16 protein-coding genes are annotated in these 14966 nt (G+C 73.8%); 7 read left to right on the top strand and 9 right to left on the bottom strand.

What is annotated here, in order from left to right; translation table 11 throughout:
* The first annotated feature begins 298 nt into the window (after positions 1-298).
* Entirely contained in the window at positions 299-2491 is a 2193-nt protein-coding gene (locus ACIBEC_RS28065) for an MMPL family transporter (RefSeq protein ID WP_360497388.1), read from the top strand.
* A gap of 75 nt (positions 2492-2566) precedes the next feature.
* Here ACIBEC_RS28065 and ACIBEC_RS28060 read toward each other — a convergent pair whose 3' ends face one another.
* The gene (locus tag ACIBEC_RS28060; RefSeq protein WP_396289181.1) at positions 2567-3010 is read right to left on the bottom strand and encodes a pyridoxamine 5'-phosphate oxidase family protein; all 444 of its coding nucleotides are present in this window, start codon (positions 3008-3010) and stop codon (positions 2567-2569) included.
* On the opposite strand from ACIBEC_RS28060, the gene ACIBEC_RS28055 reads away from it, so the two are divergent.
* The 3 genes from ACIBEC_RS28055 (at position 2942) to ACIBEC_RS28045 (ending at position 5478) form a co-directional block, all read left to right on the top strand.
* Positions 2942-3883, top strand: coding sequence for an MBL fold metallo-hydrolase (locus ACIBEC_RS28055; protein WP_360497382.1), 942 nt, complete (start codon positions 2942-2944; stop codon positions 3881-3883). The genes ACIBEC_RS28060 and ACIBEC_RS28055 overlap by 69 nt on opposite strands.
* A gap of 179 nt (positions 3884-4062) precedes the next feature.
* Positions 4063-4662, top strand: coding sequence for a TetR/AcrR family transcriptional regulator (locus ACIBEC_RS28050; protein ID WP_360497380.1), 600 nt, complete (start codon positions 4063-4065; stop codon positions 4660-4662).
* 93 nt (positions 4663-4755) lie between these two features.
* Entirely contained in the window at positions 4756-5478 is a 723-nt protein-coding gene (locus ACIBEC_RS28045) for a VC0807 family protein (RefSeq protein ID WP_360497377.1), read from the top strand.
* 583 nt (positions 5479-6061) lie between these two features.
* Here the strand turns inward: ACIBEC_RS28045 and ACIBEC_RS28040 are convergent.
* The 5 genes from ACIBEC_RS28040 to ACIBEC_RS28020 all read right to left on the bottom strand — a co-directional run bounded on the left by ACIBEC_RS28040 (position 6062) and on the right by ACIBEC_RS28020 (position 9456).
* Positions 6062-6274 (bottom strand): cold-shock protein, encoded by a 213-nt coding sequence (locus ACIBEC_RS28040; RefSeq protein ID WP_360497374.1) that lies wholly within the window; start codon positions 6272-6274, stop codon positions 6062-6064.
* Between the two features lie 380 nt (positions 6275-6654).
* On the bottom strand, positions 6655-6948 hold the full coding sequence (locus ACIBEC_RS28035) for a DUF1330 domain-containing protein (protein WP_360497371.1): 294 nt from the start codon (positions 6946-6948) through the stop codon (positions 6655-6657).
* A gap of 190 nt (positions 6949-7138) precedes the next feature.
* A complete protein-coding gene (locus tag ACIBEC_RS28030) occupies positions 7139-7699 on the bottom strand; it encodes a carboxymuconolactone decarboxylase family protein (RefSeq protein ID WP_360497795.1) in 561 nt (186 codons plus the stop codon).
* A 388-nt stretch (positions 7700-8087) separates the two neighbouring features.
* A complete protein-coding gene (locus ACIBEC_RS28025) occupies positions 8088-8513 on the bottom strand; it encodes a helix-turn-helix domain-containing protein (RefSeq protein ID WP_360497368.1) in 426 nt (141 codons plus the stop codon).
* A 289-nt stretch (positions 8514-8802) separates the two neighbouring features.
* Positions 8803-9456 carry a GPP34 family phosphoprotein gene (locus ACIBEC_RS28020; RefSeq protein ID WP_360497365.1) on the bottom strand — a complete coding sequence of 218 codons (654 nt, stop codon included), beginning with the start codon at positions 9454-9456 and terminating at the stop codon, positions 8803-8805.
* A 258-nt stretch (positions 9457-9714) separates the two neighbouring features.
* On the opposite strand from ACIBEC_RS28020, the gene ACIBEC_RS28015 reads away from it, so the two are divergent.
* Complete coding sequence (locus ACIBEC_RS28015; protein WP_360497362.1) at positions 9715-10260, top strand: hypothetical protein; 546 nt, start codon at positions 9715-9717, stop codon at positions 10258-10260.
* 71 nt (positions 10261-10331) lie between these two features.
* On the opposite strand, the gene ACIBEC_RS28010 is transcribed toward ACIBEC_RS28015, so the two are convergent.
* The 3 genes from ACIBEC_RS28010 to ACIBEC_RS28000 are packed head-to-tail and all read right to left on the bottom strand — an operon-like array spanning position 10332 to position 12758.
* On the bottom strand, positions 10332-11279 hold the full coding sequence (locus tag ACIBEC_RS28010; RefSeq protein WP_360497359.1) for a hypothetical protein: 948 nt from the start codon (positions 11277-11279) through the stop codon (positions 10332-10334).
* Positions 11276-12283 carry an SPFH domain-containing protein gene (locus ACIBEC_RS28005; RefSeq protein ID WP_360497356.1) on the bottom strand — a complete coding sequence of 336 codons (1008 nt, stop codon included), beginning with the start codon at positions 12281-12283 and terminating at the stop codon, positions 11276-11278. The genes ACIBEC_RS28010 and ACIBEC_RS28005 overlap by 4 nt, the downstream gene beginning before the upstream one ends.
* Before the next feature lie 52 nt (positions 12284-12335).
* A complete protein-coding gene (locus tag ACIBEC_RS28000; RefSeq protein WP_360497353.1) occupies positions 12336-12758 on the bottom strand; it encodes a MarR family transcriptional regulator in 423 nt (140 codons plus the stop codon).
* A gap of 99 nt (positions 12759-12857) precedes the next feature.
* On the opposite strand from ACIBEC_RS28000, the gene ACIBEC_RS27995 reads away from it, so the two are divergent.
* Positions 12858-13682: an SDR family oxidoreductase gene (locus ACIBEC_RS27995; protein WP_360497350.1), complete on the top strand. Its 825-nt coding sequence runs from the start codon at positions 12858-12860 to the stop codon at positions 13680-13682.
* A 193-nt stretch (positions 13683-13875) separates the two neighbouring features.
* A complete protein-coding gene (locus ACIBEC_RS27990) occupies positions 13876-14601 on the top strand; it encodes a VOC family protein (protein WP_360497347.1) in 726 nt (241 codons plus the stop codon).
* Positions 14602-14966: the final 365 nt, after the last annotated feature.

The following is a 14966-nucleotide window of genomic DNA, read 5'->3' as shown; positions in this document are numbered from 1 at the left end:
ACCCGATACCGGTCCCGACGCCGAGGCCGGTACCTCATCAGCCCTGATCAGGGCCGATGACCGCCATTGTGGCATCGGCCCACCCCGCCCCGGCATGGTCCCCATGGCCGATCACGGCAGCGCGGACCAGGACCACGGTCCCGGGTCCTGGCCCGGCCGAGGAGCTGGGGCCCCGGTGCGGATCGTCCGTCGCAAGGACGTCCGCCCCCCACCCCGGGTGATGGTCTGGAACCCGGCCGGGAACCCCCGGAGCCGAGACTGACCTTGCGGACGCTCGCGTCCACCGCCGGAGGAAATCGTGATCCGCGCACTGACCGGATACTCCACCAGGAACCCGTGGAGGGTGATCACCCTCTGGGTGGTGCTGGGAATCGCCCTGGCCGGGCTGAGCCCGATGCTGCTCGCCCGCGTCACCCAGTCCCAGACCGGGGACTTCCTACCCAAGAGCTACGACTCGGCCGCCGCGCTGCGGATCGCCGAGGAGAACTTCGGGATGAGGCCCGACGCCACCACGGTCACCGTGCTGGTCGCCAGGACCGACGGCAAGGCGCTCGGCGCCGCGGACCAGCAGCGGATCGAGGCCGAGGCGGCGAAGCTCGCCCAGCGCCGGGTCGTCATGCCCAGGAAGGACGACCAGCCGGCCTTCCTCGTCCCCGACCACTCCCAGACCCCCCGGGTCGCCCCGGCCATGGTGGCACCCGACCGGAGCTTCGAACTGCTCGCCGTCGAACTGACCGGCAACGCCGCAGACGAGGGCGTCCAGGGCGTCTACCGGACCTTCCGGGACGCCACCCGGGCCCAGCTCGCCGAGGCCGGGATGCGCACCGGGTTCACCGGGGGACTGGCCGACGCCGTGGACACCGCCGACTCCCACCGCACCGCCGCGACGATCGGCAGCGCGCTCCTCATGGGGCTGATCGTCCTGCTCAACGTGCTGGTGTTCCGCAGCGTGGCGGCGGCCCTGCTGCCGCTGCTCGCCGTCGCCATGATCGGCGGCGTGGCCGGCGGAGCCGTGGCCGGCGTCGCGACGCTGACCGGCCTCAAGCTCGACGCCTCCACCCCGGGGCTGGTCTCCGTGGTCCTGCTCGGCATCGGCATCGACTACCTGCTGTTCCTGCTCTTCCGCTTCCGCGAGCACCTGCGGGCCCGGCCCGAGCAGCCCGCCCGCGAGGCCGCCGCCCAGGTGACCGCCCGGGTGGGCACCGCGATCACCTCGGCCGCGCTGACCATCGTGGCCGCCTTCGCCACCCTCGGCGTGGCCAGCTTCGGCCAGTTCCGCTCGCTCGGCCCGGCCATCGCCGTCGCGGTCCTGGTCATGCTGCTTGGCAGCCTCACCCTGATGCCCGCCCTGCTCGCCGCCTGCGGACGCGGCATGTTCTGGCCCTCGCGCAGCCTGCGCCGGCAGCCGGGCGAGGGCTTCGCCGCCCGCTTCGGCGCGCTCGTCGCCCGGCGGCCGCTGCCGATGCTGCTCGCCGCCGTCGCCCTGCTCGGCGCGCTGGCCGCCGGGATGACCGGGATCCGGATGGACTACGGCCTGGGCGGCGCCGGCGAGGAGACCCCGGCCGCCGCCACCGCCGCCGAGATCTCCCGCACCCTGCCGGCCGGCGTCTCCGACCCGACGAGCGTCTACGTCGTCACCACGGACGGCACCACCCTCGACCCCGGCCGGCTCGACGGCCTCTCCCGCGCCCTCACCCAGGTCGACGGCGTCGGCAAGGTGGGCGGGACCGTCCTCAACGGGGACCGGCGCGCCGCCCGGATCGACCTCTACCTGACCGCCGACCCGCGGAGCGGGCGCGCCCGCGACCTGGCCGCCGGCCCGGTCCGCGCCACGGTCGCCGCCCACACACCCCCCGGGACCAGCGCCCACGTGGGCGGCACGGCGGCGATCTTCGCCGACATCTCCACCGCCGTCGACCACGACCTGGCGGTCGTCTTCCCGGTCGCGGCCGCCCTGATCGCCCTGATCCTGCTGCTGCTCCTGCGCAGCCTGCTCGCCCCGGTGGTCCTGATGCTCTCCGTCGGGCTCGGCTTCGCCGCCACCCTCGGCGCCGCGACCCTGCTGTTCCAGCACGGGCTGGGCGAACCGGGCGTCAGCTTCACCCTCCCGCTGGTGCTGTTCCTGTTCGTCGTGGCGCTGGGCACCGACTACAACATCCTCATCACCGACCGGATCCGCGAGGAGATGCACCGCCCCGGCCCGCCCCGCACCGCCGTCGCCCGCGCCGTGCGGCACACCACGCCCACCATCGCCACGGCCGGCCTGGTCCTGGCCGGCTCCTTCGCTACCCTCGCCGCGACCCCGGGCAGCGAGCAGGTCGCCTTCGCGTTGACGCTCGGCATCCTGCTCTCCGCCGCCGTCCTGTCCCTGGTCCTGGTGCCGGCCCTCGCCGCTCTGCTCGGCCGCGCCCTCTGGTGGCCCGTCCGCCCGGCCCGCCACCACCACCGGGCCGAGCCGGCCCCGGAGCCGGACCGCGTCCCGGTGCCCTGACCGGCGAGTGGGGCGCTGACCGATGAGCCGGGGGCAGGACCGCCCCCGGCTCGCGCCCGCTCGACCGACCGCCCGTCATACCAGCCAGCGGCCGTCGCGCATCAGCTCCCGTCCGGCCAGCTCGTCCGCCTCGCGCCACGCCTGGACGCGGCGGGGGGTGATGCGGAACCAGCGGTAGGGGGTGGCGAGTTCGCGGGGGTCGAAGCCGGTGCGCGCGGCGAACCGGTCGCCCCCCGGGCCGGGCAGCGCGTCGATCGCGAGGACCTCCACCTCGCCGTCGATCACGGTGACGTCGCGGGTGTGGCCCAGGGTCAGCCGGGCGGTACGGCCCGCGGCCAGGTTGCGGCCGGTCGGACTGTTCGCGGGGGTGGCCACCAGCAGGGCCTCGCCGTCCCAGTCGAAAGGCAGCGGCAGGCTCGACGAGCAGACAGCGAACCGACGGATCAACAGATGGAGGGCCGAACCGTGGAGCGGATCGTACTGGGGGACGTGGAGATCATCCGGGTGCTGGAGTTCCAGGGGCCGTTCGCGCCGGCGGCGGCGATCGTGCCCGACCTCGGCGAGCCGGCCTGGGCCGCCGCCGCTGCCGCCGCAGACAGCGACGCCGCCCTGGCACCCGAGCACTACGACCCGGCCTCCGGCGCCTACATCGGCGCGCTGCAGACCGGGGTGGTGCGCAGCGGAGGCCGGACGGTGCTGGTGGACACGGGGGTGGGCAACGGGCGCGAGCGCCCGGCGACGCCGATGTTCCACCGGCGCGAGGGGCGCTTCCCGGAGCTGCTGGCGGCGGCGGGGGTGCGGCCGGAGGAGGTGGACGTGGTGGTGAACACCCACCTGCACGCCGACCACGTGGGGTGGAACACGACCGAGCAGGACGGAAGTTGGGCCCCGACCTTCCCGAACGCGCAGTACTTTCTGCCGGCGGCCGACCGGGAATTCTTCGACCCGGCCGCCGGGCACCCGGCCCGCAGCGGCGGCGCGGCGGACCCGGCGCGGTGGGCGGAGTGGGACCTGGTGTTCGAGGACAGCGTGGCGCCGGTGCTGGCGGCCGGGCAGGCCGTGGAGTGGTCGGGGTCGCTGCGCATCGACTCGGCGCTGGTGCTGGAGGAGGCGCCGGGGCACACGCCCGGCTCGTCCGTGCTGCGCGTCGAGTCCGGCGGCGAACGGGCGGTGTTCGTGGGGGACTTGATGCACTCACCGGTCCAGCTGGCACACCCCTCGTGCAGCAGCTGCTTCTGCCTCGACCCGGCGCAGGCGGCGGCCAGCCGGCTGCGGATCCTGGAACGGGCCGCAGCGGAGCGGGAGTTGGTCATCCCGGCGCACTTCGCGGGGGCGGGAGCGGTGAGGGTCAGCCGGGCGGGCGCGGGTTTCGCGGCCGACTGGGTGCGCTGACGGGCCGGGCGGCCGCGGGCCCCGCGCGCCCGCCCGGCACCTTCCGCCCGGCACCTCTTCCCGCTCATCCGCACCTCCCTTTGCTCGCCTGCGCAAGTTCTTGCTCAGACGAGCAAATTGCTCTACAGTCTTGCTCAGGCAAGCAAGAATCAGCTTGCACGGGCAAGGAGGCGTTGGGGATGGGGCGGACGTTCACCGAATCGGGGCGCCGGGCGCAGATCGTGCAGGCAGCCATCGACGTGGTCGCCGAACTGGGCTACGCGAAGGCGTCGTTCAGCCGGATCGCGAAGCAGGCCGGGCTGAGCAGCACCGGGATGATCTCGTACCACTTCGCGGGCAAGGACGACCTGATGCACGAGGTCGTCGCCGAGGTGACCCGGGTGTCCACGGGGTTCATGGCACCCAGGATCGGCGCGGCCGAGGGGGCACGTGCCCGGCTGCGGGCGTACATCGAGTCCAGCGTCGAGCTGCTCGCGCTCTGGCCCCGGCACCTGAAGGCGCTGATCGAGGTGCTGCCCAACCTCGGCGGGGACGATCCCACCGCGGCGGACTACCGGGCCTCCCAGCAGCTGACGATGGAGGGCCAGGAGCAGGTGATCCGCGCGGCCCAGGAGGCGGGCGAGTTCCGGGAGTTCGACCCCCGGCTGATGCTCGTCGCGCTGCGCGGGTCGATCGACGCCGTGGTGCTGCGCTGGGTGGGGGATCCGGACTTCGACGTCGCCGAGGCCGGCCGCGAGCTGGCGGACATCTTCGACCGGGCCACCCGTGCCGAACCGTAGCGGAACAGCCGGAGAAGCCTGAACAGCGGGAACAGCGGGCTCGACAGGTCGCAGCAGGACAGGGGAGAGACAGCCATGGGAAGGTCGAGTGTGATGGGGGAGATCGTGAACAAGCAGGCCGACCAGGGGACCGACCAGCAGGGGACCGACCAGCAGGGAGCCGACGGGCAGGGCGCCGCGCCGGGCGCGGACCGGCGGGGCCGTGCCGCCAAGCGGGCGCTGGCCAAGTCGCTGGTCTTCGAACTGGCGCTGCCGCTCGGCGGGTTCTACGTGCTGCACGGCGTGGGGTTCAGCCAGTGGGCGGCGCTGCTGATCAGCGGCCTGCTGCTGGTGCCGTGGCTGGTGCTCGGGATGGTGCGCAGCCGCCGGGTCGAGGTGATGCCGGTCTTCACGCTGCTGATGATCGTGGTCGGCACGCTGATGTCGATGGTCAGCGGCAGCCCCCGGGTGCTGCTGGTGCGCGACAGCTGGGTGTTCGGGGTGCTCGGGCTCTGGGTGCTGGGCACCCTGGCGACGCGGCGGCCGTTCATGCTGACCGCGGCGCGTTCGATCGTCGCCGCCAAGCTCGGTGAGGCGGGCGCCGAGGAGTGGGCGGGGAACTGGGACCACGACGCGGTCTTCCGCCATCATCTGCGCACGCTCACCGCGGTCTGGGGCCTGGGGTTCGCCGTGGACGCCGGGATCCGGGTGACGCTGGCCTGCACCCTGCCGGTGGACCTGGTGCCGCTGGTGAACTCGCTGCAGTGGGTGGCGGTGCTGGGCGGGCTGTTCGGCTTCCACTTCTGGTACGTCAACCGCCACGGCCTGAAGGTCTGACGGCAGGAGGTCCGACGGCAAGCCGTCGGCGGGGGCTGGGGCGAGGGCCGGGGCGGCGCGCGGATCGATCCCTTCGGGGTCCGCGCGTCGCCTCCCGCCACTGGACGCCGGGACCGCGGCGCCGGGACTGCGGCGCCGGCACCGGCGGTCGCGGGCGGGTCAGGGGTCCTCGGAGTCGAGATCGGAGCCGGCCCGGAGGCATCGACGTCGCCTGCGGCCCTGGCGTCGGCCGGCGCCGGCGCGGCGGGAGTTCGCTCTGCTCGGCCTGGCCGGTGCGAGGTGCGGCCGGATCGTGAGGGGTGGCCGCGGCCGAGGCGGCCGGCGCGCGGCGGCCGTCGGTACCGTCCTCGCCGCCGTGGCGACCGTCCTGGCCGCGGTGACCCAGCACGCTTCGCCGGGCAGGCTCGCGGCCCGCGCGCCGACGGTGCTCCCGTGGGCGCGGATCGGCGGGACCGCCGCGCTGGGCGCCCTCGTCACCGTGGTCACCGCGGCGGCGGCCGGGGCGTGCGACCCGCCGGCGGCCGGTCGAAGCCGCGGGCGCCCGTGCGTAGGACACGGCCGCGACCGCCCGCTCGGCAGGGGCCTACTGCACGACCTGGACCTTGTCGGCCTGCATCCCCTTCTGGCCCTGGACGGCCTCGAAGGTGACCTTCTGACCCTCCACCAGGGACTTGAAGCCGCCCCCCTCGATCGCACGGAAGTGAACGAACAGGTCGGGCCCGGACTCCGGGGTGATGAACCCGTACCCCTTCTCGTCGTTGAACCACTTGACCGTGCCGTTCTGACGCTCCGCCATGTCTTCCCCTAGCCGATACGAACCATTGCCGACCGCGATCCTTTCACGTTCGGTGAGGGAACGGGTGCCAAAAGTCATGCGCGTCCGGCGGCGATCACGCGCCGCCGGGGCCGCGGGCGGACCGGCGCGGCGCCGACTCACGGGCGCCCACGGCGATCGGCCCGCGGTCGTGCGCCCGCCGGGAAAACATGAAGGCAGCCCCGACGGGTCACACGGCAGACGGATGCCGGACGTGCCGCTGGTCATCAGATCCGTTGGCTCGCTGGACCGACCTGTCGTACGAGTACCGGTTCGCGGTTCGCGGTTCGCTTCGGGTGGGCGTGAGTTCTGCCGACGAGGCCGGCGGGGCCGCCAGGCCGGCCCGAACGTCAGTGCGCCGGTCAGTCGACGCCTTCGATGATGCGGAAGTCGCGCTCGACGGCGTCGGAAAGGGTGACCAGCGCCTCCTGGTACGCCGCGCTCTCGCGTGCCGCGACCGCCTGTTCGAAGGTGTCGAACTCGATCAGGATGGTGCGCTCGGCGATTCCGGCGTCGTGGGCGAAGACCCGGCCGCCGCGGGCGAGCACCCGCCCGCCCCCGGCCTGGACGGCCGGACCGGCCAGCTTGTTGTAGGCGGCCAGCTTCTCGGGGTCGGAAATGGTGCGGTAGACGCTGACCCAGTAGCCCTTGGCCATGGAAACCTCCTGTGTTCGGACAAGCGTGCCAGGCTTCGAGTCGACACTCGGATTGATCGGCCCCGGCGACGGATCACCGGGCATTTCCGAGGGCGGTTCGCAAGGGACTGGCTGATTGTGGTGGGCCGTTGAGACAAGACGATGTATCGCTTGGCGATGGAGCGCTGCCTGCAACTCGTTTGGAAAGGGCTCACTGCGCCGGGAACGGGGCGCCCCAGGGCTCTTCCTCCAGGAGGAGCCCGTTGGCCAGGTAGCTGATGGTTCGGTACCAGCCGGCCAGCACGAGGAACTCCAGGAGTTGGGCGTCTTCGTAGTGGACGGCCAGGGAATCCCAGGCGGGTTGTGAGAGCTGTGCGGTGTCGTGCAGTTCGTCGACGGCGTTGAGCAGTGCCGCATGACGAGGCAGCCACATGGTGGTGGCTGCGACGTCGATGGCGGTGGTGGCCCGGAGCTGTTCCTGGCTCAGTCCGGCCTGCTGGGCGAGGGTCGCGGCGTGTGCCCCCCATTCGTAGGCGCAGCCGGTGCGTGCGGTTACTCGGGCGATGATGATCTCGCGGTCGATGGCGGGAAGAAGTCCGTGGCCCAGCAGGCCGGACCCCAGGGCGAACATGCGTGAGGCCAGTTCCGGGTTGCGGTGCAGTACCCGGAACAGTGTGAGCGGCTCGTGTGTCACGCCGGGAGGCATCCATCGGCGTAGTGCCTGGTCGACGGGCGCGGGATAGGGCGGGGTGAGCGGTTCGATGCGCGGCACGAGCACCTCCTGCTTCGGTTTTCGAATCACTATGGTGCTTCGAAATCCGAAGCGCAAGGAGAGGTGCGGAAGCCGGAACGCCTCGGCCGGGTTCATCGGTGCGAGGGTCCGATGCAGGGCGCCCGGTCATGGCTGCACTCGATCTGCTCGGGCGGCGCCGGACGCTGCGCATCCGGTGGGAACCGAGCCAAGCCCCGGCAGACTTCCGGGAGTTGCAGCGCCGTTGTGAACGCATGTCATCGAGCGTGCTCGGCACCCGGCCGGGCGATCCGACCGGCGCCCGCGTGCCCACTCTGCGCGGCGACGCCTGTCGCCTCACCCGGCGTGGCGAGGACCTGGGTGTCGGGGGGAGGTTCCGGGTGCGCCGTCAACCCGGGCCGCGCGGGCGTCAGCCGGCAGAACCCCATTCGAGCGTCCCGTCGCCCACGGCGTCGGGACGCGAGGTGCCGTCGGCGGGCCGCTCGCTGTTGCGGTGCGCCGGTTGCGGGTCGAGCGTCGCCGCCCAGCGCTCCGACCACTGGGCGAGGGGGCCGAGTGCGAGGCAGGCATCCCGCCCCAGTGGAGTGAGCTCGTACCGGCTGTCGGGTAGTTGGTGAACCACGTGGGCATCCAGCAGTTCGGTCAGGCGCTGCCGCATCACGCTGGAGGACATGTCGTCGCACTGCTTCTGCAGGGGGCGGAACCCGAGGGGCCCCCCGCGCAGCTCCCAAAGGATGCGCAGGCTCCACCGCCGTCCGAACAGGTCGAGTGCGGCCATGAGGGGGCGACCGGTGGTCGAACCGCGAACTGGCTTGCCGGGTTTGGGGGTTGGCATGGTGTGGAGTCCAGCCTCCAAGGTTGATGCTTCGGATTCCGAAACGCTACCATCGGAGATTGCTTCGGAAAACGAAACGAAGGGGACCGTCGTGGCTCCGCCTGGACTGCTCGGGAACCACAGAAGCTCCTGGTCCGCGGGATCCGCCCAGGACAAGACGCAGTGACCCGTCGGGGAATGGTCGGGGCGCAGCACCACGCCCGACGGTCGGTCGGCCAGGGTCCGCGCGGCCAGGCCGTCCTCGTCCCGGAACACCCGCGTCACCGCGAAGGAGAGGGCGCCGGTGCGGTCAGCCGCCGCCCATTCCGCCCTGGGCGGCAATCATGGTCAGGCCCAGCCCGCCGACCGCCCCGGCCAGGTGCGGGGCCTCGTCGGCGAGCCGCTCGGTGAGCGCGGCGATCCGCCCGGCGTGGGCCCGGCGGTCGTGCCGGGACAGCACCAGCCGCAGGTGCCCGTGGGCGGCCAGCGCCGCGAGAACCGCGTCGGTGAACGGCGCCCCGGCGACCGGGGCGCTGCCGCGGACCAGCTCGGCCACCCGCACCTGGAGGTCCAGGGCTTCGCGCGGGTCGTCCATCGCCACCGTCCGCTGCGGCACGACCGGGCCGTAGGGGTCGCGGTCCGCCATGGTCACCACGCCGAGCACCGCGAGCCGCTCCTCGACGGCCTCCAGGGTGTCCTCACGGCCCCGCCGGATCCACGACTTCCAGCTGCGCGGCTGCTCGCCCACCTCGGCGAGCAGCGCGTCCAGGACAGGGTCCCCGGTGGCGGCGCCGGACACGACCCGCACCCGGCCCGCCCCGTCCTCGGCGACGGCACCCCGGTGGGCGAGCTCGGCCAGGGCGGCCGCGCGCAGCAGGAACCCGGCGCGGGCGCGGTCCTGCAGGGACTGGGCCCGGGTGTCGAAGGCCAGCAGGTAGGCGTCCAGATGCAGTCCTCGGCTCATGGCACCGACGATACGGCGCGCCGGCCCGCCCGCCATCGGCCCCGAGGACGGACCCGCCCTCCGCCCGAAGGAGCATCCGGCCGGCCGCCGCACCGGGGACGCGTGCGGGCCCCGCGCCCAAGAGCGCAGGTGGGGCGGGGTGCTCCCGGCCGCCGTCCGCTAGGATCCTGCGGATCTTGGTCGAGTGTGCGTCGGGCGAGTGCGTCGGGCGGGCGTGTCGGGCGTGTGTGTCGAGATAGGTGCGGGGGAGACGCTTTCGTGAGCGGTGGCGGTCTGCGGCTGGTGGGACTGGTCGCGTCGGTACGGATCCAGGCGTGCCTGCTGCTCCCCGTGAGCCTGGTGAGCTGCGTGCCGGCCTACACCGGGGGAGCCCACCGGCTGGACCCCGTGATGGGCGCGGCAGTTGCCCTGATCCTCTTCGCGACGGCGTTCTGGGGCCTCCTGGAGGCCCGTCGGCCCTGGTACCGGGAGCGGCTGGAGCGGCTGAGCCCGCCGCCGCCGGGCGCGCAGACGGTCGCGCGGGACAAGACCTTCGACCTGTTCTCCCGAGGCCTCGCCACGCCCCTGCTCCTGGTGCTGCTGATCGGACTCGCGCTCAGCTACACGACGGGGATCCCGGCCGGCATGCTCCTGGCGGGCATGGCGGGCGCGATGCTCTGGCAGTCCCGGTGGCTGGCGGCCGAGGAGAAGCGGCTGGGCGGCCGGGTCCTGTGCCTGCACACCCCGGTCCGCGTCGCGGCCGACGACCCCAACGGCCCCGCGTACCGCCGGTCCCGCTTCTGGATCGTCCACGAGACCCCCTGACCCCCGCCCGCCCTGACCCCCGCCGGCCCCGGGCCGCGCTCGGCCGCGCTCGGCAGAGGCCGGCGTCCGCGTCACCCCAGCAGGCGCAGGCAGGTGGCGGCGACGCCGAGGCGCACGCTCTGGCCCCAGGCGAGCTGCAGGGCGTCCGCCTCGATGCCGTCGCCGAAGGCGACCAGGTGCTCGGACTCGACGGTGAGCACCAGCTGCCGCCCGGCCTCCAGCAGGCCGTGCACGCGGCTGGTGCCGGTGGTGGGGGAGGGCCACGCCTCCCGGACGAACCAGGCCAGGGCCGGCGCGCCCGGGGCGGGCAGGGCGGGCAGTGCGACGGGGCCGCCACGCTCCAGCCAGGCCGAGCGGCACCAGCCGGTGGCGCCCGTGCCGGTGCCGACCAGGACACCCGAGGAGGCCTGGGCCTCCGCCGCCCCGGCGCCGTCGAGTGCCCCGTCGGGTGCCCCGGCGCCGTCGGGTGCGCCGTCCGTGCCCAGGCGGTAGCGCGCCGTCTGGTGGCCCGGCTGCCCGACGTACACCTCGTTCAGCGCGAGCAGCCGCTGGCCGTCGTCCGCGACGGCCTCGACCATCGTCCGCTCCTCCAGCGCCCCCTCGCCGCGCGCCACCGCCCGCAGCAGCGCGCCGAGGCCGTCCACGCGGTGACGCACCAGCACACCGGGGTTGCGGCCCGGGTCGGCGTCCACACCGATCACCGGCTGGCCGTCCAGGTACTTGGCGACGTTGGCCACCAGGCCGTCCTGGCCGACCACGGCCACCACGTCCCCGGGCTCGAAGAGGAAACGCGGCAGGTCCGCCCGCTCGACCCGGCTGCGCCGCCAGTCCAGCGGCACGGCCGCCGCCGCCTCGGCGAGCGCCGCCGCCGCCCGGCGGTGGCGCTCCTCGACCTCCCGCGCCGAGCGGCCCCGGGAGGCCAGGAAGAACGCGGCCTGCCCGGGCGTGCCGTGACGGGCCACCAGCTCCTCGTACTCGGTGCGCCGGTGCACCAGCACCACCCGCGGGGCGAGGCTCACCGCCGCTCCCCGCCGGCGCCGAGGCGGGCCAGCAGCCCGGTGAGCACGTCCGGGGTGAGCGTCACGCTGTCGATCCGCGGCAGGTGCTCCGCCAGCCGCATCAGCGCCAGCGCCCGCAGCACCGCCGGGTCGGCCTGCTGGTGGGCCGCCAGCCAGGCGGCCTCCGCCGACGCCCGGGCCTCGCCCAGCTCGCGGGCGGCCTGGGCCTCGGCGGAGGCCAGCCGGGTGCGGCGCTGCGCCTCGGCGTCGGTGCGGACCCGGTCGGCGACGGCCTCCTCCTCCGCCTGGAGCCGGCTGTTGGCGCCCTGCTGGGCGAGCAACTGCTCCTCGCGCCGGGCGAGTTCGATGCGGTTGGCGAGCTCGTTCTCGGCGATGCCGCGCTCGTGCTCGACGGCCACCGCGCGGCGCTCGAAGGTCGCCCGGTCGGCCTCCTGCTGCACCAGCTCGCGGGCGGGGGTGCGCAGCGCCCGTTCGACCTCGGGCTCGGGGCACAGCGCCACCACCCGGACGGCGATCACGGCGAGTCCGGTCTCGGTGATCCGGGGCTCGCCGGCCAGACCCTGGGTCATCCGCTCGCGCACCGCGTCCACCCCGTCCGCGAGGGCGGCGGCGAGCGGGGTGCGGGCGAGCAGGCCGAGGGCGTGCTGCTGGGCGGTCTCGGTGAGCAGCGTGGCGAGCTGGTCGAGCGGGGCCGCGCGCCAGGCGCCGGTGTCCGGGTCGATGCCGAAGTCGACGCGGGTGGCGGCGGTGGCCGGGTCGGTGATCCGGTAGGTGAGCGTCGCCTGGACGCTGACGTCCTGGAAGTCGGAGGTGCGGGCGTGGAAGAGCATGGCGATTTCCCGGTCGTCCACCGGCACTTCGGAGATCGCCGCGGTCAGCGGCCGGAACCAGAACGCCAGCCCGGCCCCGTCGTGGGCGACCCGGCCGCGCCGCAGGTGGCGGATGTGCGCGGTGGGAACGGCGCGCAGGTGGCGCAGCCCGAACCGTCTGGTGATGTCGGCCATCGGAGGAACCCCTTTTCGTCATGACGACGATATTGGGCACCCCTGGTTTTCGTCAAGGTGACGACAAGACCAGCTGTAGCAGCTCGCGCAAGGCCTCGCGCTGCCGCACGGTGAGCCGGTCCAGCGGTTGCGCCGCGAACGGCATCCGGGCGCGCAGGTCGGCGGCGACGGTGCGGCCGGCCGCGGTGGCGGCGACGAGTTTGACGCGGCGATCGGTCTCGTCGAGGCTGCGCTCGACCAGGCCGCGCGACTCCAGCCGGTCGACGATCACGGTCACGTTGGACGGCTCCGCGTGCAGCCGCTCGGCGATGCGGCGCGTCGGGACCGGGCTCTCGGCCGCGAGCAGCGCCTTGGCCTGCAGTGGGGTCAGGTCGTGGGCCGCGGCGGCGGCCTCGGACTCCTGGGTGTAGCGACGGTTGACGGCCGCGAAGAGGCCGACGACCTCCCTGGTGAGCTCATCCGATGAGTCGGGCATGGGGTCCAGCGTAGCCAGGTGCTTGACAGGGTTGAATGTCACCTCACATAGTTATGATTCATATTGGTTATGAACCATAAGCATATGAGAGGCCCCACGATGAGCACCAAGACCGTCCTGATCACCGGCACCTCCTCCGGCATCGGCCTGGCCACCGCCGTCACCGCCGCCCGTGCCGGCTGGCACGTCATCGCCACGATGCGCGACACCGCCAGGGCCGGCGCACTGCTCGCCGCAGCCGAGGAAGCCGCCGTCACCGTCGACGTCCGGGCCCTGGACGTGACCGACCCCGCCTCCGTCGCGGCATGCCTGGCCGGCCTCGACCGACTGGACGCCCTGGTCAACAACGCCGGCGCGGGCCACGTCGGCACCCTCGAACAGGAGAGCGTCGAGGACGTGCGCGCCGTCATGGAGGTCAACTTCTTCGGCGTCCTGCACGTCACCAAGGCCGCCCTGCCCCTGCTGCGGGCGAGCCGCGGCCGCGTGCTGACCGTCACCAGCGTCGGCGGCGTCATCGGCCAGCCCTTCAACGAGGCCTACTGCGCCGCCAAGTTCGCCGTCGAAGGCTTCATGGAGTCCCTCGCCCCGGTCGCGGCCACCACGGGCGTGACCGTCGGCGTCGTCGAGCCGGGAGCGGTGGCCAGCGAGTTCGTCGCCAACGTCGGCCTGCCGGACGACGCCCTGGAGCACGCCGGCCCGTACGCCCCGGCCCTCGCCGCCTACCTGGAGCGCACCCGCGGCGCCTTCGCCAACGCCCAGACCTCCCAGGACGTGGCCGCGCGCATCGTCGACCAGCTCACGGCCGAACGGCCCGCCTTCCGGCTGCTCACCTCCGACGCCGCGCGCGCCTTCGCCGGGACCAAGCTGGGGGACCTCGACGGATCGGCCGTCCAGGCCCTGACCGGCGCCTGGGTCGCCCGGTAACGCGCACCCGACGCGCTGCGCGAGGTGCCCGGCCGGGAGGCCGTCGGTCCACTAGGCTCACCGCCAGCCGCCTGACCAGCGGGAACGGCGAAACCGCCGGCGCTGTCCGTGGCGGCAGTCCCAGGAAACCGCGTCGAGAGGCAGTGCGTTGAAGGCAACCGAGATCGTCCCTGGTTCCCCGTGCTGGGCACAGTTGAGCGCCCGCGACCTCCCCGCAGCCGAGCAGTTCTACGGCGAACTGCTCGGCTGGACCGCCCAGGCCGACCCGGACCCGCAGTACGGCGGCTACACGACCTTCTCCCACGACGGCGCGCCCGCCGCGGCCGTGGCCCCGCTGATGAACCCCCAGCAGCCGGTGATGTGGCTGCTGTCCTTCGCCGCCGACAACGTCGACGACACCTGCGAGTCCGCCAAGAAGGCGGGCGCCCAGGTGTGGATGGGCCCGATGGAGGTCGGCGACCTCGGCCGCTGGGCCCTGCTCAGCGACCCGACCGGCGCGCCGTTCGCCCTCTGGCAGGCCCGGAGGTTCGCCGGCTTCGGCGTGGTGGACGAGCCGAACGCCTTCGGCTGGGCCGACCTGTCGACCCGGGACAAGGACACCGCGCTCACCTTCTACAAGGACCTCTTCGGCTGGCAGGTCTGGCCGCACGACACCTACCCGATGGTCGGCCTGGCCGACCGGATGTTCGGCGGCGTCATGGCCATGGACGCCTCCACCCCGCCCGAGCTCCCGTCCCACTGGAACCCGTTCTTCGCGGTCGCCGACGTCGACGCGTCCGCGGCGACCGCGACCCGCCTCGGCGCCGAGGTCCTGCACGGGCCCGTCGACGTGGAGATGGACAACGGCCCGCGGCTCGCGGTGATCCGCGACCCGCAGGGCGCCACCTTCGGCGTCTTCGCCCCGCGCGCCGACAGCTGACCCCACGCCGACAGCCGGCCCCGCGCCGCCGGCAGGCCCCCTTCCGGACGGTTCCCGCCCCGGGCTTGACCCTGGCATGTTCGCGCCCGGAAAATAGCAGGTCACAGGCCTGTTCAGAGATCCCGGCCGGGTCTAGCATTCCCGTCACAGCAGCCCCACCACCCCCTCGCCGGGCCGCTGAGCACACCGGCCACGCCCCCACGTCGGCCGGTACCTCCCACGGCCGGGACCTCGGGACGCCCCCGCCCCCCGAAGTCCCGGCCGCCCCCGAAGTCCCGGCCGCCCCCGACGGACGGCCGGCAGCCGCGCGAACCCGGCCCCGAACCCGATGTCAGAGCCCCCTCATAGGGTGGAAACAACGTCGG

The sequence above is a fragment of the Kitasatospora sp. NPDC051164 genome, assembly GCF_044455625.1.
Taxonomy (GTDB): domain Bacteria; phylum Actinomycetota; class Actinomycetes; order Streptomycetales; family Streptomycetaceae; genus Kitasatospora.
This window is presented reverse-complemented; position numbering and strand designations above follow the sequence as displayed.